The organism is Thermogemmatispora carboxidivorans (genome assembly GCF_000702505.1).
In the GTDB taxonomy this organism is placed as follows: domain Bacteria; phylum Chloroflexota; class Ktedonobacteria; order Ktedonobacterales; family Ktedonobacteraceae; genus Thermogemmatispora; species Thermogemmatispora carboxidivorans.
In genome coordinates this window covers 274,125-293,687 of sequence record NZ_JNIM01000001.1, presented here as the reverse complement: position 1 = coordinate 293,687, position 19,563 = coordinate 274,125, and the positions used below count along the sequence as shown (strand labels likewise).

Annotated in this window: 15 protein-coding genes; 9 read left to right on the top strand and 6 right to left on the bottom strand. The window is 59.9% G+C overall.

Annotation, left to right across the window (positions count from 1 at the left end):
• Positions 1 to 143: 143 nt before the first annotated feature.
• Positions 144 to 1,535 (bottom strand): glutamine synthetase family protein, encoded by a 1,392-nt coding sequence (locus tag N688_RS01170; RefSeq protein ID WP_052887570.1) that lies wholly within the window; start codon positions 1,533 to 1,535, stop codon positions 144 to 146.
• Between the two features lie 241 nt (positions 1,536 to 1,776).
• On the opposite strand from N688_RS01170, the gene N688_RS01165 reads away from it, so the two are divergent.
• The 6 genes from N688_RS01165 (at position 1,777) to dcd (ending at position 7,835) form a co-directional block, all read left to right on the top strand.
• Complete coding sequence (locus N688_RS01165) at positions 1,777 to 2,382, top strand: helix-turn-helix domain-containing protein (protein ID WP_081838390.1); 606 nt, start codon at positions 1,777 to 1,779, stop codon at positions 2,380 to 2,382.
• Positions 2,383 to 2,638: 256 nt separating this feature from the next.
• Positions 2,639 to 3,469, top strand: coding sequence for a caspase family protein (locus N688_RS01160; protein ID WP_052887568.1), 831 nt, complete (start codon positions 2,639 to 2,641; stop codon positions 3,467 to 3,469).
• Positions 3,470 to 3,499: 30 nt separating this feature from the next.
• Positions 3,500 to 4,177 carry an NTPase gene (locus tag N688_RS01155; RefSeq protein ID WP_052887567.1) on the top strand — a complete coding sequence of 226 codons (678 nt, stop codon included), beginning with the start codon at positions 3,500 to 3,502 and terminating at the stop codon, positions 4,175 to 4,177.
• Positions 4,131 to 6,902: a CHAT domain-containing protein gene (locus N688_RS01150; RefSeq protein ID WP_052887566.1), complete on the top strand. Its 2,772-nt coding sequence runs from the start codon at positions 4,131 to 4,133 to the stop codon at positions 6,900 to 6,902. The genes N688_RS01155 and N688_RS01150 overlap by 47 nt, the downstream gene beginning before the upstream one ends.
• A 146-nt stretch (positions 6,903 to 7,048) precedes the next feature.
• Positions 7,049 to 7,327: an SWIM zinc finger family protein gene (locus N688_RS23085; RefSeq protein WP_052887565.1), complete on the top strand. Its 279-nt coding sequence runs from the start codon at positions 7,049 to 7,051 to the stop codon at positions 7,325 to 7,327.
• Positions 7,311 to 7,835, top strand: coding sequence for a dCTP deaminase (gene dcd, locus N688_RS01140; RefSeq protein ID WP_052887564.1), 525 nt, complete (start codon positions 7,311 to 7,313; stop codon positions 7,833 to 7,835). The genes N688_RS23085 and dcd overlap by 17 nt, the downstream gene beginning before the upstream one ends.
• A gap of 52 nt (positions 7,836 to 7,887) precedes the next feature.
• On the opposite strand, the gene N688_RS01135 is transcribed toward dcd, so the two are convergent.
• Positions 7,888 to 11,526, bottom strand: coding sequence for a WD40 domain-containing protein (locus N688_RS01135; protein ID WP_081838387.1), 3,639 nt, complete (start codon positions 11,524 to 11,526; stop codon positions 7,888 to 7,890).
• A gap of 481 nt (positions 11,527 to 12,007) precedes the next feature.
• Between N688_RS01135 and N688_RS01130 the strand changes: the two genes are divergently transcribed.
• Positions 12,008 to 12,658, top strand: a complete 651-nt coding sequence (locus N688_RS01130; protein ID WP_052887562.1) for a sigma-70 RNA polymerase sigma factor region 4 domain-containing protein — start codon at positions 12,008 to 12,010, stop codon at positions 12,656 to 12,658.
• Positions 12,659 to 12,805: 147 nt separating this feature from the next.
• Here N688_RS01130 and N688_RS01125 read toward each other — a convergent pair whose 3' ends face one another.
• Complete coding sequence (locus tag N688_RS01125; protein WP_052887561.1) at positions 12,806 to 13,831, bottom strand: alpha/beta hydrolase; 1,026 nt, start codon at positions 13,829 to 13,831, stop codon at positions 12,806 to 12,808.
• A gap of 225 nt (positions 13,832 to 14,056) precedes the next feature.
• Between N688_RS01125 and N688_RS01120 the strand changes: the two genes are divergently transcribed.
• On the top strand, positions 14,057 to 15,217 hold the full coding sequence (locus tag N688_RS01120) for a trypsin-like peptidase domain-containing protein (protein ID WP_052887560.1): 1,161 nt from the start codon (positions 14,057 to 14,059) through the stop codon (positions 15,215 to 15,217).
• Positions 15,218 to 15,338: 121 nt separating this feature from the next.
• Here the strand turns inward: N688_RS01120 and hflX are convergent, their stop codons facing one another.
• Entirely contained in the window at positions 15,339 to 16,679 is a 1,341-nt protein-coding gene (gene hflX / locus N688_RS01115; RefSeq protein ID WP_202901813.1) for a GTPase HflX, read from the bottom strand.
• A 169-nt stretch (positions 16,680 to 16,848) separates the two neighbouring features.
• Complete coding sequence (locus N688_RS01110) at positions 16,849 to 17,367, bottom strand: CvpA family protein (RefSeq protein ID WP_052887559.1); 519 nt, start codon at positions 17,365 to 17,367, stop codon at positions 16,849 to 16,851.
• A gap of 199 nt (positions 17,368 to 17,566) precedes the next feature.
• Here N688_RS01110 and rlmN point away from each other — a divergent pair, with 199 nt between their 5' ends.
• Positions 17,567 to 18,751, top strand: a complete 1,185-nt coding sequence (gene rlmN / locus N688_RS01105; RefSeq protein ID WP_052887558.1) for a dual-specificity RNA methyltransferase RlmN — start codon at positions 17,567 to 17,569, stop codon at positions 18,749 to 18,751.
• Between the two features lie 143 nt (positions 18,752 to 18,894).
• On the opposite strand, the gene rpmB is transcribed toward rlmN, so the two are convergent.
• Positions 18,895 to 19,086: a 50S ribosomal protein L28 gene (gene rpmB, locus N688_RS01100; protein WP_052887557.1), complete on the bottom strand. Its 192-nt coding sequence runs from the start codon at positions 19,084 to 19,086 to the stop codon at positions 18,895 to 18,897.
• Positions 19,087 to 19,563: the final 477 nt, after the last annotated feature.

The window sequence follows — 19,563 nt, the reverse complement described above, 5'->3', positions numbered from 1 at the left end:
TGCTGACGAATAAGCGACCCGGAGCGGCCCGGCTCCGGGCCGCCTTGCTGCCAGACGGGGTCTGACCTCTCCGCTCTCCCTGCCTCGCCCTCATCCACGGCTGCTGACCTGCCCCTGCCTCTGGCTCTCATCCACTCTTTTTCCTAGAAGATAGGCAAATAGCGCTCAAGCTCCCAGGGATGAACATGCTTGCGATACTCGTTCCACTCGATTGACTTGGCCTCCAGAAAACCCTCGTAGATCAGGTCACCCAGCGTATCGCGGATCAGTGCGTCCTGACGCAGGTCGTCGAGGGCCTCGCCCAGGGTAGCTGGCAGGCGCGACAGCCGGCTCACCGGCTCCTCCTCATCGCGCAAAAAGAGGCTCTCATCCATCGCCGGTGGCAGGGGCCAGCGGTGTTGAATGCCATCCAGTCCAGCGCGGAGCATGACCGCCAGGGCCAGGTAGGGGTTGCAGCTGGGGTCACAGCTGCGCAGCTCGATCCGCGCCGAGTGCTGGGGGTCCTTGCCAGGGCGGGGAACCCGGATCAAGGCTTCACGATTGACCCGCCCCCAGTTGACATAGACAGGGGCCTCGTAGCCCGGGACCAACCGTTTGTAGGAGTTGACAAGCGGCGCCACAATCGCACACATGCCACGGGCATGGGCGAGCTGGCCCGCCAGAAAATGACAGCCAACGTCAGACAGGCCGTATTCTCCGTGCTCATCAAAGAAGGCATTTTTCCCGGTTCGGATATCGATCAGTTGCTGATGGGTATGCAGGCCCGAGCCGCTCACATTATAGAAGGGTTTGGGCAGGAAAGTGGCGTAGAGACCGTGCTGGGCAGCGATCGCCTTGAGCACATGCTTGGCGGTCATCAGGCTATCAGCAATGTAGAGGGCATCCCCAGCCTGGAAATCTAGCTCGTGCTGGCCCGCCGCCACCTCATGGTGGCTGGCCTCGATCACAATACCCATCTGCTGCAGGGCCTGCACCATCTGACGCCTTACCGTCGCAGCCAGATCGGTCGAGAGGTCAAAATAGCCCCCTCGATCATGGGGCAACGGGGTCGGGCCGCCATCTTCGAAACGTAAGAGGAAAAACTCTAGCTCAGGCGCTACCTGAAAGCGATAGCCCATCGACTCGGCCAGCTCCAGCGAACGCAAGAGCGTTGCACGCGGATCGCCCTCGAACGGCTCCCCCTCAGGCGTCATCACATTGCAAATCACCCGGGCCACGACATCACCAGCATTCACCTGGTCGGCAATCTCGCGATTGAGAGCCTGGGGCCGTACATGTACTGGGAGGACAGTAAAAGTACGTAGATCGGGGAAGAGATACATATCACTCTCAGCAACGCGCGCGAAGGCCTCTATTGAGGAGCCGTCAAACCATTTGCCACGCTCCAGACAATCGGGAAATTGCTCCACTGGAATCGTGACGCATTTCGCCATGCCAACCACATCGGTGAACTCCAGGTTGACAAAGCGCACATGCTCCTTCTCAATGGTCTCCATCACCTGTCTCACCAAGGCCTGATCCTGCTGCTCCGCCATGTGCTGCCTCCTGGACGCCCAGCCAGCCAGAGCCAGGCATCCCACATTTCCATGATAGATCTTTTATCAGTCTACCGAACGATTCGATGCTCCAGAGTGGGTACCCATTATATCAGAAGTTCCAGGCTGTTGATATCTCCTCGCTCTCTGGCCCCTAACCCGACCCAGCTCTCCCCCCCTCTCCCGTCAGCACCATATTTCTATATTTTTCAAAAAGTATAGATATTTAGGAAGTAACGCTATGAATATCTCAATAGGTAGTTTTACAATCAAGTATAGCTATTACTATACTAGGTGCATGTCAGATGGAGTCACCATACCCGGCCTGCCGGGCTACGTTTCTGTCAAAGAGGCCGCCGAGATGCTGGGGGTCTCCGATAAGCGCGTCTACCAGTACGTCATGGCGGGCCGCCTCCCAGCCAGACGTATCGGCCATATGCTTATTCTGCCCGTCGAAGAGGTGCGGAGATTCAGGCCGCAGCCCTCTGGACGCGCCCGGACACGCTCCCCCTCCTGGCGCATCTATCGTAGCCGTGGTACCCTGCTGGTGACCGATATCGCTGTCGCGGTCCGCCCCGGCTGCCAGGCCCGCCTGCTCGAAAAGCTGCGTACCATGCAGCAGGAAGACCGCCACTTGTTCCCAGGGACGGTGGCGCGCTACGTCCTGAAAGACGAACATGAGCAGACTTTCCAGATGCTGCGCGTCCTCCTGGTCTGGAAAGATACTGAGATGCCCGACGAGGCTACTCGCCAGCGCGACCTGGCCGCTTTCCAGGAAGAGCTGGCCGACCTCCTGGACTGGTCCCAAGTCCACATTCATACCTATGAAGCCCTTCTCCATACCTGACTCCTGTGCTCTTCTCTCTTCCTTTATCTATCTCAGCTCCCTTCAAATCAAGCTATCCAAGTTGATCTACATCAAAAAGCTATCTCCTTAACATTTTGCATCATAAATTACTAACCACTACCCTTTCTGTGATCTATTCTGCTCTTTCTATATTTACGAAAAAGCATATAAATTTATACAATTTATTTATAAGATGTATTATCTCATCGCGGCAGCAATAGGAACTGACAGCGATCGGAGTAGCCGGGGCAGCTTCATGAAACTACACGCCGTTCTCGTTGGCATCAACCGCTATCAGGACGCGCGCATCAGCGCTTTGCAGTATGCAGCCAGTGATGCCGAGCGCTTCTACGGCCAGCTTGCCAGCAGTCTGGCAGCAGAGGATCTCAGTCTGCAGCTTCTGATCGATGAGCAAGCCACGCGCAAGGCCATCATTACTGTCATCGGCGAGCATCTACCGCGGCTGGCGAGCCGCGAGGATGTGATCCTGCTCTACTTCGCTGGTCATGGTTCCCCGGAGACCAGCGAAGCCCCAGACCGCTTTTCGCGCTACCTGATCGCTCACGATACCGAGTATGATGCGATCTTCGCGACAGGCCTGGAGCTGGAGTACGACTTGATCCGGCTCTTGCAGCGCCTTCCGGCGCGGCTCGTAGTGGTCATCCTTGATACCTGCTTCAGTGGGCGGGCCGGTGGACGGACCTTTGAGGGGCCGCTCCTGCGCACGCGCCGCACAGAGCTGCGTGGTCCGGTAGCGTTCGCACCGGGGCTGCAGGATCTCCCGCTTGGAGAAGGGCGGATTATTCTGGCTGCCTGCGACGACGATGAGGTTGCTGGAGAAGACGAGGGGCTACGCCAGGGGATCTTTACCTATTTCCTGTTACAGGCCCTGAGCGGCCCAGAAGCCTCCGTTCCCGCTTCCGGCCCCGGCTGCAACGAGCCAGAGGAGCGCACGATCAGCTTGAGCACGCTCTACGATCGTGTCGCGATGGCAGTTGTCACCTTTACCAGAGGTCGCCAGCATCCGGTCCTGAATGGGCGCCTGAGCCTGGCCCGTCTGCCGCTCTTGAGATCGCCAGAGCGCTAGTCTGGTAAGGAAGGAAAAGGGAATAACGAGATGGGAGAGGTCTACCTGCTCACGGGAGAGCCAGGCAGTGGCAAGACGACAGCTATCAAGAAGGTGGTTGCGGCGCTCGGCCCCGAGCACTGCGACGGCTTCTATACCGAGGAGGTGCGTGTCTCTGGCCAGCGCACCGGTTTTGAAATTGTCACCCTCGACGGGCAGCGCGGCCTGCTCGCCAGCACGAGCCAGAGCAGCCCGCACCGGGTGGGCCGCTATGGCGTCGATCTGACGGCACTGGAATCGCTGGGCCTGGCCGCCATCCAGCATGCCCTCCAGACACGTCCCGTCGTCATCATCGATGAGATCGGGCCGATGGAACTGCTCTCGCCGGCCTTTCGCGAAGCCGTGAGCGCCGTTCTGGAGAGTTCCAGGACACTCGTCGGCACCATTGTTCTGCGGCCTTATCCCTGGGCCGATGAGCTGAAGCGACGACCCGGTACCCACCTTCTGGAACTGACTACTACCAATCGCGACCGGCTGACAGAGGAGTTGGTCACCTTCTTGCTGCAAAAACTGAGAGAGCAGGGTATGCTAAAGAGAGGGGAGGAGCAAGCAGGAAGAGAAGAAGGAGAAGGCAGTCAACGAGGAGTCCAGAGCTTTCGCTCTGCCGCAGAGGGAGAGGGGTATGGAGACGGCCCATCAGACAGCGATAGGCAGCTATCGACCGGCTAGTAGCCCTATTGAAGCCTGGGAACGGGCGGGAGAGCGCTTGCGCATCTTGCTGGTAGTCGGTTCGCCAATTGATGAGCCTGTACGGATCAATGCCGAACTTGAGATCCAGGAGATCTATCGCCAGCTTCTGTGGTCACGCGTGCCAGCGGCTCTCATCCGCTTGCATCCACCAACCTGGCGCTTTTTGCAAGCCACACTGCATGCCCGCCCTTTTGACATCGTCCATATCATTAGCCATGCCCGCAGCAACAAACTGCAGCTTGAGCAGGAAGATGGAAGCAGCGATTGGGTAGCAGCCGCTGAGCTAGCGGCCCTCTTTCAGGATACACGGGTGGGACTGGTGGTGCTTAATAGCTGCAGCAGCGAGCTCCTGGGCGATGAGCTGGTCAGGCAGGGCGTGCCAGCAGTAATGGCAACAACCCGCCAGTTGCATAGCGAAACTGCTACTGTGCTGGCCAGCTCGCTTTATGCCGCGCTGGCCCGTGGCACCAGCCTGAAAGAGGCGTTAGAGTTCATCCGGCGAACCCTACAGCGGGAGCCTCGCTTGCCAGCAGCCCAGGATGAGGTCGTGACGCTGCTCGGCCCCGGCGCTGAGGAGCCATTACGCTCAGCCCTCCCCGTGGGCGACCCCGAGTATTTCCCCTGCGAGCCACCTCATAACCTGCCCGCTGCGCGGGCGCGCAGCTTCTGCGACCGCGTCCACGAACTGCAACGTCTGGCCGCACTACTGAGCAGTGGCCCCTCCCCCTTCATCGGCCTGATCGGCCTGGCCGGCAGCGGTAAGTCAACCCTGGCGATTGAACTGGCCCATCGCTATAGCTGGCGCTTCACACGCGGGATTGCCTACGCCTCGCTGCGCCGGATGCGCCCGTTTGACTTAGTCGGATTGCTGGCCCATCTCGATTGGGGCTTAGAAGAAGCTAGCGGCAGCCGCCAGCGCGGCCTCGCCCTCTACGAAATGGGACGCGGCCCCCTCCTGCTTGTCCTGGATGATCTGGAAGAGGCGACGCCGGCGGAGGTCGAGGACCTCTGCGATCTGCTGAGCGCCTGGGACACTTCTCTGGGAGGCCGGGCGCTCCTGCTCATGCGCCATCGCCGCCCCGAATTCGATCAACTGCTGCAGACCAATTGGCTCACGGTGGGCCAGCTCCCCGCCCAGGCAGCCTACGAGTTCGTCGAAGAGCGCCTGGGCGGCAAGGAGATCGCTCGCGTGCAGCTGGGCCGCCGCCTGCAAGAGCTGCCACGCCTCTGCTACTACCACCCCAAGCTCATGACCCTGGCTACCTCAGCCCTCCAACTGGGCATTCCCTGGCAGGAGCTGGCCACCCAGCTCCGACAGCTCTCCGGTAAACCTCTCCAGCAAATGGAGCAACTCTTACATTTGACGATTGCCCGTGTGACCAGAGAGTCGCCGCTGGCTAGCCAGTTCCTCGAATGCTGGCCAGTCTTCTCTGAAGCCTCCTCAGAATCCGCCTGGCGCTTTATCCAGGCCGGCAGGCTCCCCCAACCAGGTGAGAGCCTCTGGCAACAGCAAAATGAGGCCCTGGAAGCAATCCAGCGCGCCGCTATCCTGGAACGGGCCGAAGGCCCTGGCAGCCCGCAGTGTCGCATGCATCCCCTTGTCAGCGATTACCTGCGTCTTCATTGCTGGCAGGCCCTTTCTCAGGCCAAACGCGCCGAATACCAGCGCCGTCACCTTCTCTTTTATATAGAATTATATCGATCAAAAGAAGGAGGAGAGGCTGAGCTGCTCTTTGACTGGGATAACATTGCCCTGGCGGTTGAGAGGGCGCGCCACCTGGGTCTGTGGCAGGACCTGCTTACCCTGGCAGAAGAACTGGTAGGAGAGAGAGGGACACCACTGCTGAAGCGCCACCAGCTGAAACAGGCGTTGCAGATCCTCGAGGTAGCGCTGGAGGCCGCCCAGCAGCTTAAGCAGTCTCTGCAGGAAGCGCGCTTTCTGCTTCAGCGTGGTATCTGTCGTTATCGCCTGGCGGAGTACCAGTCAGCTTACCAGGATGTGGCGGCCAGCCTACAGCTGGCCCGGCAGTCCACTGACGCGGTGCTGCTCAGTGCGGCGGAGCTGGAACTTGGTCGCGTCTGCTATCGGCTGACGCGCTATGACGAGGCAGAAGAGCACTTTGAGGCCGTGCGTGTGCGGGCGGCAGCCAGAAGAGATCTCTGGCAGGAAGCAGCCGCCTTGCATGAGCTAGGGCGACTGGCCTACCGCCGGCATCAGTTCGAGAGTGCTGTGCAGTCGCTCGCTGAGGCTCGACGACTGCGCGAACAGCTGGGTGATCAGGAGGGCCTGGCTCGCACGTTGCACGAGCAGGGGCGCCTGCAGCACGAGCTGGCTCTCTGCAACCAGGAGCCAGCCAAGCTGGACGAAGCCGAATCCCTCTATCTACTCAGCCTGAGCCTGCACCAGCAGATGGGTGATCGCGTAGGTGAGCAGGCAACGCTCCACCAGTTGGGTCTGCTGGCCTTCCATCGCGGTAACCTGTCGCAGGCCAACGCCTACTATGCAGAGTCAATGCAGCTCGCCCGTGAGCTGAACGACCGCTTCTGGATCGTCCACAATCAGTTTCGCTCGGCCCGCCTCCTCTGGTACCAGGGCCAGCGGCAGGAAGCCCTTGCTCAGGCTCAGGAAGCGCTGGCACTCTGCCACTTGCTGGGCATCGGCCTGGAGAGAGAGATCGAAGAATGGCTTCGTGCACCAGCATAACGATGGGCAGCGCACTTGTCTAACAAACTACAGTTCAGGTATCATGAAGAGAGAGATGTTCATGTTACTCGGCCAACCTGCTGCGGTCAACGGGCAGGGGCAAGAGAGCAGGTAGTCTCTGCCAGCCATGACAGGAGTCATTTCTGATGCAAGATGAGCAGCTAGAGCGCAAGCAAATGAAGGCCGCGAACTACGCCCAGCAGCCAGAGCGTTTCACCTTGCTAGAGATCAAGCTGCAGATGCGCTCGACACATGGTGTACGCCTGATCAGCTATGCGCAAGGCGACTGGCACTGCACCTGCGACTTTTATCGCGAGCGCGGAACCTGTAGCCATATTATGGCGGCGGAGCAGCTACTTGGTCCCCTGGTTCCCCTGCCGACCAACGCCATGCTGCAGGAAGAGCACCATGATCCTGAGCGATAGAGATCTCAAAGCCTTGCTGGTCGCCGGCTTGCTGGTCATCGAGCCGTGGGAGGAAGGACAGCTCGGGCCAACCAGCATTGATCTACGCCTCGGTGCGCGCCTGGTCAAGTATCGTGGCAGTCGTCTTGAGCTGGGCAAGGCGCCGCCTGCCAGCGAAGAGATTGTCATCGATCCTCGACAAGGCTACGAATTGCGCCCGGGTGCATTCATTCTAGGCTGCACACTAGAGCGCGTACGCATTCCCAACGGTTACCAGGGCTTTATCGAGACCAAAGGGGACGTTGCGCGGGCTGGACTGCAGGTGCACAATGGCGACGGCCATGTTGATCCGGGAAGCGACCATGTGCTGACGCTCGAAATCACCAACCTCAATAGTATTCCGGTCGTTCTCTATCCCGGCCTCTTCATCTGCCAGCTCTTCATTCACCAGCTGAGCAGTCCCTGCCTGCGCGAATATCGCGGGAAATACTTCGGGCAGCAAGGACCGACCGTTTATCAGCCGGCCTAGCCGCCCGTGAAAGCGGAGCTGCCGGCTGCCAGCGCTGTTAGCTTTAGCCACTTTACTCGGTCAGCATTGGTCTGTCAACCGGGACCTCAACCGCGCCCAAGGAGCACAGAATAGAGCGCTGCGAGAGCGAGAGGCCCGTGGCAGCATAGATATTCATGCCTTCATAAGGCCGGTCACTGCGCAGCACCCGGAGGCACTGAGGACGCTCCACATCCCAGACCTCGATCGTCCCGGTGGGGCTACCACTCACCAGCAATACAGGCTGCTCACCACGGCTGAAAGCGATCTCGCGAATGCGATAATCGAAGCGATTGACGATTCGCAGCAGTTCACCGGCCTCGAGATCCCACAGGCAGACGAGCTGATCATCTCCCCCACTGGCCAATAGACGGCTATCGGGACTGATGGACAGCGTCCAGATACGCTGTCGATGCCCTTCCAGGGTCGCCCGCGGCAGACCCTCCCCCAGGTGGGTCAGATCCCAGAGACGCACCTTTTGATCGGCCCCGGCTGTCGCCAGCCAGCGCCCATCAGGGCTGATGGCCAGCGTATAGATGGCCTCCTCATGGCCGACAAGCTTTCGCAAGCAGCGATAATCACGGGTATCCCAGAGGCAAATGGTCTGATCCTCAGCGCCACTGACCAGGAGCCGGCCATCAGGACTATAGGCGACAGCGTAGACCCTCCCGCGATGCTCGCGAAGGATCTGTAAGCACTGGCCGGTAGCGACCTCCCAAATACGCAAGGTGCGATCGGCCCCTCCACTGGCCAAGAGCGAGCCGTCGGGAGAGAAAGCCACCATGTAGACGCGCGCCGCATGACCCTTCAGGATGCGGAAGCACTGCCCTGACTCCACCTGCCAGAGCCGCACCGTGCCATCCTCGCTGCTACTGGCGAGCAGGCGCCCCCTTCTATCGAAGGTTAGCGTCCAGACACTGGCCGTGTGGCCCTCCATCGTGCGCAAGCAACGCAGCTCACCCAGATCCCAGAGTCGCACCTGGCCATCGTTGCCGCCGCTGGCAAATAGCTGACCATCAGGACTTGTTGCTACCGCCCTCACCTGACTGCTATAGCCCTGCAACATGCGGATACAGCGCCCACGCTCAAGATCCCAGAAGCGGACCGTCTGATCATCGCTTCCACTGACCAGCAAGCGATCGTCTCCACTCAGAGTCAGGGCATAGATGCGCCGACTGTGCCCTTCCAGCGTCTTGATGCAAGAGCAATCGCGTATGTTCCAGAGGCGCAAGAGACGATCACCGCCAGCACTGGCGAGAAAGCGAGTATCGCTGCTGAAAGAGAGGGCATAGACCAGCTCACGATGGGCATCCCAGGAAGCCTGCAGCGTCAACGAGGTCAGGTCCCAGAGCATGATCCGCTCCCGGCAACCGCAAGCGAGCAAGCGGCCATCGCGGCTAAGAGCCAGCGACCAGATACCGCCATTGGGAGCAGGAAGGCGGGCCCGGCAAGAGCCGCTCTCGACATCCCAGACGCGCAAGATAGCATCTTCTCCGCCGCTGATCAGCAGCTTGCCATCGGGAGTGAGGGCAACAGCATAGACTCTGCCGCCTTGCTCCTGGTCAGCGAGCTCACGGAGGCACTCAGGAAGACCGGAGGCCATATCAAGGCGCCAGAGACGCACGGTCTGATCACCACTACCACTGGCAAGCAGGCTACCATCAGCGCTGATAGCGAGCGAATAGATGCGTTCACGATGGCCTCGGAGAGTCTGCAGGCACTGGCCGGTTTCCACATCCCAGAGACGAATTGTCCCATCCTCGCTACCGCTGATCACCATGCGACCATCAGGGCTAAAGAGGACCGAGCGCACCCAATCGGCATGGCCCTGGCAGGTCACCAGCGGCGCATAGTCGCGGACGCGGAAGATACGGACCTCACAGGTCGTCGTCCCAAGGGCCAGGAGCGAGCCGTCCTGATTGAGAGCCACCGAAAGAATGCTGCCGAAGAACTCGGTGAAGGCTGAGCCGGTCAGGTCGGCCCAGGCGAAATTGACGCCCGGTAAGGCTTTTCCTCGCAAATTCGCCTGCCAGACCGCCAGACCCGAGAAGTCCCAGCCACGGAGATCAGACTGCAAGTGGAGGAGCAAATTGAGGATATTACCAGCCGCATAACCTGGCCGGCTGCGTTCTAGCCGGGCTAGCAAAGAGCGCAGCAACTGCTCACAACCGTTCCCTCCCCTGGCCGAGCGCAAGATATGAGCCAGCGGCTCAAGCATCGAGCGGATCTGATCTTCGCGAATATAGTCCCGCGCCTGCGCCTTGAGCAGGGCATGACTGTGCAAGAGAGAGAGAGGCCGCTCTTGGAGAATTTCGGCAGCCACCAGCTGCACCAGACGCTCCGTCACATACTCACAAATCACCGGCTGCAGGGTATACCCTGCAGCACCACGCACCTCGACAAGTGAGCGATGGCGCAGCGACTTCAATACTTCGAGCAGCGCCCCCTTGGGAGTGCGCGTCAGACGATCCTCCAGCAACTCAGAGAGCGTCACCACCTCGCGCCCAATCGCCAACCAGTAGAGGACATCCCGCTCATCAGGGGTCAAGCGCTCAAACTGCTTATCAAGCAGATCCCTGATGCCCTGAAGCACAAGCACCTCCTGATCGAGGAAGCGAGCAATCTGGCGATCAAAAACCTCGCGGATGGTCGGCGAGACCAGCTTCAGGGCCAGAGGATTGCCAGCATAGCGGCGGATGAACTCGGCCCAGTGCTCATCATCTCCCTCCAACCCTTCACCAGCGAGCAAGAGACGCCCCGCCTCGGGCGAGACTCCCGCCAGAGTCATGGTGCGTACCGGCGCATGCTTTCCTTCCTGCAAAGGGATGCCATCGGGCTTCTCGCGACTGGTCAGGATCACGCAGCTTTGCAGGGCATGGCTCCCCAGCAAATAGAGCAGCTCCTCGTAATCCTTGTAATCCTCTTTATACCGGCCCGCCAGAGCACCACTCTGCAGCAACGAATCGAAGTCATCAAGAACCAGCAGAAACCGCCCCTGCTCCAGTCGCTGGATCAGCAGCTTTAGACGATCCTCCTCACTCTCAGGAAGGGAGGCCGAGGCCAGCTGCTCCCGCCCCCCCCCATTGAGAAAGCGCAAACAGCGATCGAGCAGACGTCTACGCGACAAAGGGGTGTGGAGCGAGAGCCAAAGCAGACCCTGAAAATCGGAGGAGCCGCGCAGGCGCTGAACCAGAGCCGCCACCAGGGCAGTCTTGCCCACTCCACCGATGCCTACAATGGCAATCAGACGGCAGCTATCTTGCACTACCCAGCGCCAGAGCAACTCCTGCTCCTCGTCACGGCCATAGAGACGCGATACGTAGGGGGCTTCTTCAAGGTCACAGCGCACAAGGGCAGTCGAGGAAGAGGAAACCACCGGCGACGCAGGCAGAACCAGAGAGGCGGAAGCACGCCGACGCCCGCGCGGGAGCTGCTCTAGCTGCCCTCCCACCAGCACCTCGACCAGCTCACCGTGACGCAGCTGAAGCGCACGCTCGTACTCCTGCACGAGCTGGAGCGAGGGCAGGGTCACGTTGTTCTCAACCGCAGAGAGATAGCTCTTCGAATAGCCTACCGTGCGAGCTACCTCGCTCAGGCTCTTCCCCATCTGCTGGCGCAGGTGACGCATACGAGTCCCAATAGCGGTCACAGGGGCGTGCCTCTTTTCTACCATTGCTGCCTCCTCTCTGCTCTACCCACCACGGTGGCTGACGTTGACTGTTCTACTGGGTAGTATAGAACAGAAGTGCACGCCTGTAAAGGGGAGCAGCGTTCTCCTTTCGCTCAAATGCACATTATTGAACAATCGTTCACCAATCTTTCTTCATCATCCTCTTGAAAAACGCGAGTGAACGCTGTATACTGTTCTCTATAGAACAAGTGATGTTCACTATCCTCTTAGGCTCGGCTATGGAACTGGCGAGCGACAAGCTCGACTCCTCCAGCCATCTCGTCACAGGCTGACCTGAGCAGGGCTGGTAGTTCTCCTACTGACCGAACTCATTGCTCGCTGGTCATCGTGATGGCCGATAAAGCCAATAGACCAACACGACCTGACCCAGGTGAGGCAACGTCAGGCCTGCCGGCTCCAGAACTGGACAGTGTACGGCATCTTGTAGGTTTGCTGCTTTGTTTGTTCGTGAAGGAGGAGCCTTGTGAACTCACTAACTTCGCTCGGAGTTTCTGTTGACGACAGTGACTCTGAAGATGAAGCTTTGCTACACGCCTGCGACGCTGGGGTTGTGACTCAGGTACGTCGCTACTTCTCACGCATCCGCTTTAGCAAGTGGGAAGATCTGGACGCACTCTATCAAGACGAATGCCAGGAGGTGCGCTTCGCCCTCTGGAAAGTGAGTCGGAAAGGGCCATTGCACAAACCCGCCTCGCTGATCCGCGTCATTGTCCGGAATCGTGCACGCGATGCCTGTCGACGACTTGGCCGTCGTCCTCAGCTTCTACCCCTGGAGAGAGAGCAGCCCGAGGTTCTTGCCCTCAGCGAGCAGCGGGCCGCCACCAACGAGGGAGCTCGCGATCCAGCCTACGAGTGCGAATTACGAGATTTTCCTGAAGAGCGTCTGGCTCTTTACATTCAGGCCATTCAAAGCCTATCAGCTGGCGAACGGAAAGCGGTGCTCTGGTGCATCCGCGAGCACGGTCTTGAACTCCGGCCAGTGATCGCGGCGCTGCGCAAGGCGGGCCTTGACCCCGAGCAGGTACCGTCTCCCCAGAGTCAGGCTGAGCTTAAGCGTTACCGCGCCGCCTTAAGTGCTGCCCGGCGACGTCTGCGCGAGCCGCTTGGCGTCTAAACCTGGTCTGGTCAGCCGCCCGTCTATCGGTTAGCCGGCTGCTTACGCTGGAGGCTCCAGTACCAACGTGGGGTTTCGTCCGGTCCTGCTGCGGGGTCGGGGGGCGGCATCCGTGGCGAAGGGAGTTGATCCCTTCGCTGGCGTTGGCTATGGGGAAAGCCGCTCGGCCAGGTACTTCAGGCTCAGCGGATAGCGATATTCGATTCCGCCATGACGGCCATCGAATAGCTCAAAGAAGACATCGGTGACGCCAATCTCAGCCAGAGCCCGGCGGAACGCCTCGGCACCCAGGTCGAGATAGTACTCATCGCGCTTGCCCGCATCGATATAGATGGCACGCAACGAGCGCAGCGCCTCGGCGTGCAAAGGCACCATCCGTACTGGGTCCCAGGCCAGCCAGCGCTCCCAGACATCGGGAACCAACTGACCGGTGGCGATATCGAAAGGCAGATGCACCGTACCATCCATATCCGCCGAGTAGCAGGCGGCCATACACCAGATATTGAGCAGATCGGGATCGCTCTCTTTGGAGAAGGCCGGGCGGCTGCGGAAGTCCTGCCAGAAGCGTTCGTATGAGCCGCCATAGTGATCGCGCAAGGCCCGCGTCACCTTGGCAAAGTCACGCTGATAACAGACCTCAAAGAGAGCATCGCCCGCGTGAGTTGCCAGGCCTCCCCACAGATCGGGTCGTAGCATGGGAGTGACCATCGCGCCGTAGCCTCCGCTGGACTTGCCGGCGATTCCCCGATGCTCGCGCGCCGCCAGCGTCCGATAGTGGGCATCGACCCAGGGGACAATTTCCTCGCAGAGATAGGTGTGGTAGCGTCCAACAGCGGGGGAATCCAGGAACTGGCTCCCCCCCAGGGAGGTCCAGCAGTCGACCCAGACCAGGATACAAGGCGGAGCTTCTCCTTTGGCAAACAGCTCGTCGGCCAGTTCCGGGAAGTTACGCCGGAAAGCCGAGCGATTGCGCCACATATCGAGCTGGCCCGTTAGCCCCTGAATCACATAGATGCTGGGATAGCGCCGCTCTGGCTGCTCGTCGTAGCCGGGCGGCAGATAGATCCAGAGCGGACGCTGATAGGGATCGCCTAGAGGATTGTCTTTGAGCACCTGGCTCTCAAAGGTCACTTCGTCAAAGCGCCCTTTGAAGTCGTGCGACCAGGGATACACGCTTTGCGCCTCCTTTTTCTTCTCTTCTTATGATCCTGGTGCTTCGTGCCCTAGTCTAACACGCTTTCCTCATGGGCGTCCACGCCGCTTCTGCTGACAGGCAAGCACTCTGCGCGTTGCCCTGCCCGACAGCGACCAAAGTAACCCTTTACGAAGAGTAGGATTCAGCTTTAGAATAGAAGCAACTCTCCCTTTATCGGCACTCATTCGCTCTGAGAGGAATAGATGGAGACGGTCGACAGCTTAGAGGCTCTCCTCCAGCGGGCCACTGTGCGCATCGACGCCGACCACACCCCCAGGGGGACTGGCTTCTTTGTAGGGCCGGGGCTGATTCTGACCTGCGCCCACGTCATCCCATCTGCTCACAAGGCAAGTTCCAGCCTCCAGATCTACTGGCAGGAGAGCTATTACGAGGCGACCATCACCACAGTGTCTGCTGATGACTCGTCCCCAGATCGGGCTCTGGATCTGGCGTTGTTAACAGTCCCTCTTGAGAATCATCCCTGTGCCTTACTCTGCGGTGAGGCTCAGCCCTACAGCCGTCTGTACACCTATGGTTACCCAGGCTCAGTGCCTGGAGGCACCTCTTTCATTTTCGACGCCGCCGGGCCAGCCGGCGAGCAGAACCAGTGGATCACCTTCCAACGCGGCCCGGTCGATCCCGGCATGAGCGGGTCCCCGCTGCTCGACCGGGAAAGCGGCTGCGTCTGCGGCATGATCCAGTACTCGCTGGGCCTCAACAGCGAGCGCGGTGGCCAGGGCCTGCAGGCGCGCGTCATCCTTGCTCAGCTTCCCGATCTTGTCAATCATCAACTGGTCGCACACCGGCAAAACCGCCGCTGGCTGGAGCTTCTCTCAGTCGAGCAACGTCAGCGCCTCGGGCAGTGCTGTCCCCAGTACCAGCCGCTGCTCCAGCAGAACAGTAAAGCCCTCAAAATCTTCCTTTCCTGCTCCAGTGACCGACGGGACCGCCAACTGAGGAAAGAGCTTGAGCAGCAACTGAGTATTTTCAAAAACGAACATCTGATCGAAAGCTTTCACAGCGAGCAACTGGGACCAGGACAAGAGCGCATCAAGAGCCAGCGCCAGCTAGAGGAGGCGGATATTATTCTGCTGCTCATCAGCCCTGCTTATGTGGCCTCCGAGCAGTGCTACAACAAAGAGATGCAGCAGGCCATGCGGCGCCACGAGGCCGGCACGGCGCGCATCATCCCCATCATTCTGCGACCAACAGCGGGCCTGGCCAGCACTCCCTTTGGCAAGTTACAGGCCCTGCCACGCTATAGCCCGTCCATTACAGAGAGCAGCAACCGCGATGCCACTCTGGCGGAGATCGCGGATGAACTGCTTCAGATCATCCAGGAGTTGAAAAGCAAGCAGACCTGAGCTGGGCGAGCGCAAGCCTATCTCCCCCGCCCGGCTCACCAGCTCAGGGTAGCGGAAGACCCATTTCCAGGAATAGTCTCTTCTTGCTTGCTTGTCCATTCACCCCTCATGAGGGCATCGGCTAGGGGCGGACGCTAGGGACTCTGAGCAAGCCTCTGCGCTGCTGAAGGCGATACGGCGCATAGTAACCAGCCAGCGCCGCGGGAAGGCGTCCGACCAGGAGTGTCCCCTCGGCGCGATGCTCTTCTAGCTCGACGCGCCCGCGACGATGGAAGAGTTCCACCAGGTCGCCGCGCGCGTAAGGCACAAGCACCTGCAAAGGCACCATCTGCTCAGCGACCACCTGGGCCAGCTTCTCGCGCAGTGCCTCCAGGCCCCAGCCACGCAGCGCCGAGACTACCACAGCATTGGGATAGAGCGAAGGATCAACACGGTCGGGATCAGGCAGCAGATCGATCTTATTGAGGGCCGTCACCCGCGGCTTCTCATGGGCCTCCAGCTCGCGCAAGACCTCGTTGACCGTCTCGCTCTGCTCGATGGCGTTCTCGTGGCTGACGTCCACCACCTCCAGCAACACATCAGCGTCAACCACCTCCTCCAGCGTTGCGCGGAAGGCCGCCACCAGGCGCGTCGGCAGGCGCTGAATGAAACCCACCGTATCCGTCAGCAAGACCTCCTGGTTGCCCGGCAGTACCACGCGGCGCGTCGTCGGATCAAGCGTCGCAAAGAGCTTGTTTTCGACCAGAACATCGGCCTGGCTCAACGCATTAAAGAGCGTCGACTTACCAGCGTTGGTGTAGCCCACCACAGCCACCACCGGCATTGTCAAAGCCGCCCGCTGGCGACGATGCAGCGTGCGCTGCTCACGCACCTCCTCCAGCTCGCGACGCAACTCCGCCAGGCGATTGCGAATGCGGCGACGATCGATCTCCAGCCGCGTCTCACCAGGGCCGCGGACCCCAATGGCGCCGCCAACGCCAGTCGCACCAAGCGAGCCACCAGCCTGCTGTGACAGCTCAATACCACGCCCGCTCAAGCGAGGTAGGCGATATTCCAGCTGCGCCAGCTCAACCTGCAGGCGCCCCTCGCGCGTCCGCGCGTGCTGGGCAAAGATATCGAGAATCAGTGTTGTACGATCGATCACACGCGCATTGAGAGCCTTTTCAAGATTGCGCTGCTGAGAGGGTGACAGCTCATCGTCGAAAATCACCAGCTCAAAGCCTAGCTCCTGCTCCAGAGCAGCCAGCTCCTGGACCTTGCCCTTACCAAGATAGGTAGCAGGATCAGGATGACGCAGGCGCTGCAGCATCTTGCCAACGACCTCGGCCCCGGCAGTCCTGGCCAGAGCCTCCAGCTCACTGAGCGAATCTTCCGCACTCCAGAGCGTTTCCTGCCGCTCACTGGCCACCGCCACGAGAAAGGCCCGCTCCGACCCTTCCGTCGTTCTCTGATTGATCAGCACAGCCTCGTCTCTTGCCGTAAAACGCCTCCTTTGTTTAAGCACAATCTACACAGCTCTAGAATATGTAGAATGCTCCCTGACTATACATTGTATGTACTTTCACCACCGAGCGCAAGCCCAGAAACGCAGTCTCGCCCACCAGTCAGCTACCACGAGCAGAACATAGCACCTACTTTAAAGGCAGATGACCGAGCAACCACTGATTAAGAGAGACAAAGAGACTGTGGGTAATCGCCTCGTTGTAAGCCCGCTGCCAGGCACTGAACTGACCTGGATCATGCACCGGAATGCTTTGGACGGCACTGAGCACGTTATGCAAGGCCAGCAACAGAACCAGCCACAGGAGCCAGGCTTCGATCAACCCCAATACCATCCCGAGCAACTCGTCAAGGATACCTAGCATCGGAATGCTATGGACAAAGGCCCGAATCAGTGTGGTGATGATATGAACAATGAGGACGGTAGCGAAAAAGAGTAGAATATAGGCCAGCAGGGGCGCGGCCCCTGCTCCATTTCCGGCGAGCAAGGCGGTGAACGAGGGACCGAAGAGGAGGGCCACAGCCAACGCCAGCGGGAGCGCCACCAGATTAATCAAGCCAGCAATAAGGCCATTATGGAAACCATTGATGACCAGTATAATGGCTGTAGCCAGAAAGGCAATATCGATCCAGCTCAGCGAAAGTGACATTTACTTCTTCCTCCCAATATCATGAACGAGAAGTAATGAAATAGAAAGTCGAACCTCCTGACATATAATCAAACGAGGCTCCAGGCTCACTGTCACAGCCAAGATGCCGGGGGCCTGGGAAGCAAGAGGCTGGAAGGCCAGCAGGGGACAACGGCTTAGCGGCTTGGCCTGGGGCAGGCCAACATGCTATAATGAAGGCATGAGCATCAGGGGGAAAACAACAGAGACAAGTGCTCCTCAGCGGGACCTGCTCGGGCTGACCCTCACGCAGCTTGAAGCCTGGTTCCAGGAACTGGGGGAGCCGCCATATCGTGCCAGGCAAGTCTACAACTGGATCTACAAGCACCTGGTCGTGGACTTCTCCGCTATGAGCAACCTGCCTCTGAGCCTGCGGGAGCGTCTGGCGCGCGAAGCCACCATTGGTCAGGTCATCGTTCGCAGTGAACAGCGCTCCAAGGATGATCGCACGCGCAAGATCCTGCTGGAGCTGGCCGATGGTCGACTCATCGAATCGGTGCTGATGCTCTATCCACCGCTGGGGGAGAGCAGCGCCCGCGCCACCGTCTGCGTCTCCAGCCAGGCGGGTTGCGCTTTTGGCTGTACCTTCTGTGCTACGGGCCAGATGGGCTTTGAGCGGCACTTGAGTGCTGGAGAAATCGTTGCCCAGGTCCTGCACTTCGCGCGCGAATTGCGGGCGGCCCCCTGGCGTGCGCGTGGCCTGCCCGGCAGCCAGCCTATCGACCACATCACCAATCTGGTCTTTATGGGCATGGGCGAGCCACTGCACAACTATGACAACGTGATCCACGCCTTGCGCATCCTGAACAGCGCCGAGGGCTTCAACCTCGGCGCGCGGCACATGACCATCTCCACCGTAGGGCTGCCGCCCGGCATCCGGCGACTCAGTCAAGAGGGGCTGCAGGTCAATCTGGCCATCTCCCTGCACGCGCCCAACGACGAGCTACGCGCGCAGACCATGCCGGTCAACCGCAAATATCCGCTGGCCGAGGTGCTGGCAGCCTGCCAGGACTACATCGCCGCCACGCGACGGCAGATCACCTTCGAGTACGTTCTGCTGGCCGGCGTCAACGATAGTCCTGCTTGTGCCCATCAGCTCGGCGAGCTGTTGTCTCCGCTCAAGCAGTATGCACACGTCAACTGCATTCCAGTCAACAAGACAGCAGCAGGCTACCGTCCACCCGGGCCGGAAGTCATCCGTCGCTTCCGCGAGATCCTCTTCGAGCACGGCGTCAGCAACAGCGTTCGAGCGGAGCGTGGAGACGACATCGACGCTGCTTGCGGGCAACTGCGCACCCGCTTCGTGACCCAGCAGCGCCTGGAAGCGGTTCTCAGCCGCCGACCTGAGCCGGTCCGTCCCCAGTGACCTCAGCGTGCCCAAAAAAAAAGAAAAGACAGAGGGAGGAGGGGCCTCACTAACAGGACGAACGAAGGCGCGGCAGCGAGCAGCCGGGCAGGCCGGGGCGGGAAGGCCGCGCGAGCGGCGCTCTTACCTGCCTCCGGCCAACGCTATGCTTTGGAGAGCTTGAGCATCGTACGCAGACAGCGCGTGCAGACATGCACTGTGCGCCGCACCCCATTGATTTCCAGATGACGACGCTGTACATTCACCACGAAGCGCCGCCGTGTATGGCGCTGCGAGTGCGACACCTTATTGCCATACATCGGCTTACGCTGACAGAGGTCACAACGACCAGCCATAGCAATCTCCCTTCCTCTCTTCTCTTCTCTTCTTTCAAGCAAGCTGTCCAGGCGCTCGCTCACCCTGACACCTGTCTCTCCATGCTCCACTGCTGCCGCTTGAGGTAGGAGGGAACCACAGGTTCCATGCTCACCTGACAGTACGGGCCGGGGCCACGGCTTTCGCTGAGCTGAGCCGAGCCGAGCCGAGCCGAGCCAGGAGACTAGCGCCCAGAGGCCGCTTGATCAGGATAAGAGGTATCCAGGTGCCACACCCCCGCTCACGATCCCTCAACCCGCTGCTAGGGCTGAACTGGCCCAACTACCAGCGCCGGGTCTTTCTCTCGCTGGCTGCTGCCAGGGCAGGCACCTGCTCTACTATCGGTAGCAAGACACAGCGCCCCGTTGGGGGCACGACTCTCCCCTGGCGCTACAGGGCAGATGACTGCGCCCTTGATTCTAACGGGGGCCTTTGATATACTGCAACAGAACGCAGAC

Coding starts and splice junctions, on each gene's coding strand:
- N688_RS01170 (WP_052887570.1), bottom strand. CDS start 1,535: ATGGCGGAGCAGCAGGATCAGGCCTTGGTGAGACAGGTGATGGAGACC.
- N688_RS01165 (WP_081838390.1), top strand. CDS start 1,777: ATGAATATCTCAATAGGTAGTTTTACAATCAAGTATAGCTATTACTAT.
- N688_RS01160 (WP_052887568.1), top strand. CDS start 2,639: ATGAAACTACACGCCGTTCTCGTTGGCATCAACCGCTATCAGGACGCG.
- N688_RS01155 (WP_052887567.1), top strand. CDS start 3,500: ATGGGAGAGGTCTACCTGCTCACGGGAGAGCCAGGCAGTGGCAAGACG.
- N688_RS01150 (WP_052887566.1), top strand. CDS start 4,131: ATGGAGACGGCCCATCAGACAGCGATAGGCAGCTATCGACCGGCTAGT.
- N688_RS23085 (WP_052887565.1), top strand. CDS start 7,049: ATGCAAGATGAGCAGCTAGAGCGCAAGCAAATGAAGGCCGCGAACTAC.
- dcd (WP_052887564.1), top strand. CDS start 7,311: ATGATCCTGAGCGATAGAGATCTCAAAGCCTTGCTGGTCGCCGGCTTG.
- N688_RS01135 (WP_081838387.1), bottom strand. CDS start 11,526: ATGGTAGAAAAGAGGCACGCCCCTGTGACCGCTATTGGGACTCGTATG.
- N688_RS01120 (WP_052887560.1), top strand. CDS start 14,057: ATGGAGACGGTCGACAGCTTAGAGGCTCTCCTCCAGCGGGCCACTGTG.
- N688_RS01110 (WP_052887559.1), bottom strand. CDS start 17,367: ATGTCACTTTCGCTGAGCTGGATCGATATTGCCTTTCTGGCTACAGCC.
- rlmN (WP_052887558.1), top strand. CDS start 17,567: ATGAGCATCAGGGGGAAAACAACAGAGACAAGTGCTCCTCAGCGGGAC.
- rpmB (WP_052887557.1), bottom strand. CDS start 19,086: ATGGCTGGTCGTTGTGACCTCTGTCAGCGTAAGCCGATGTATGGCAAT.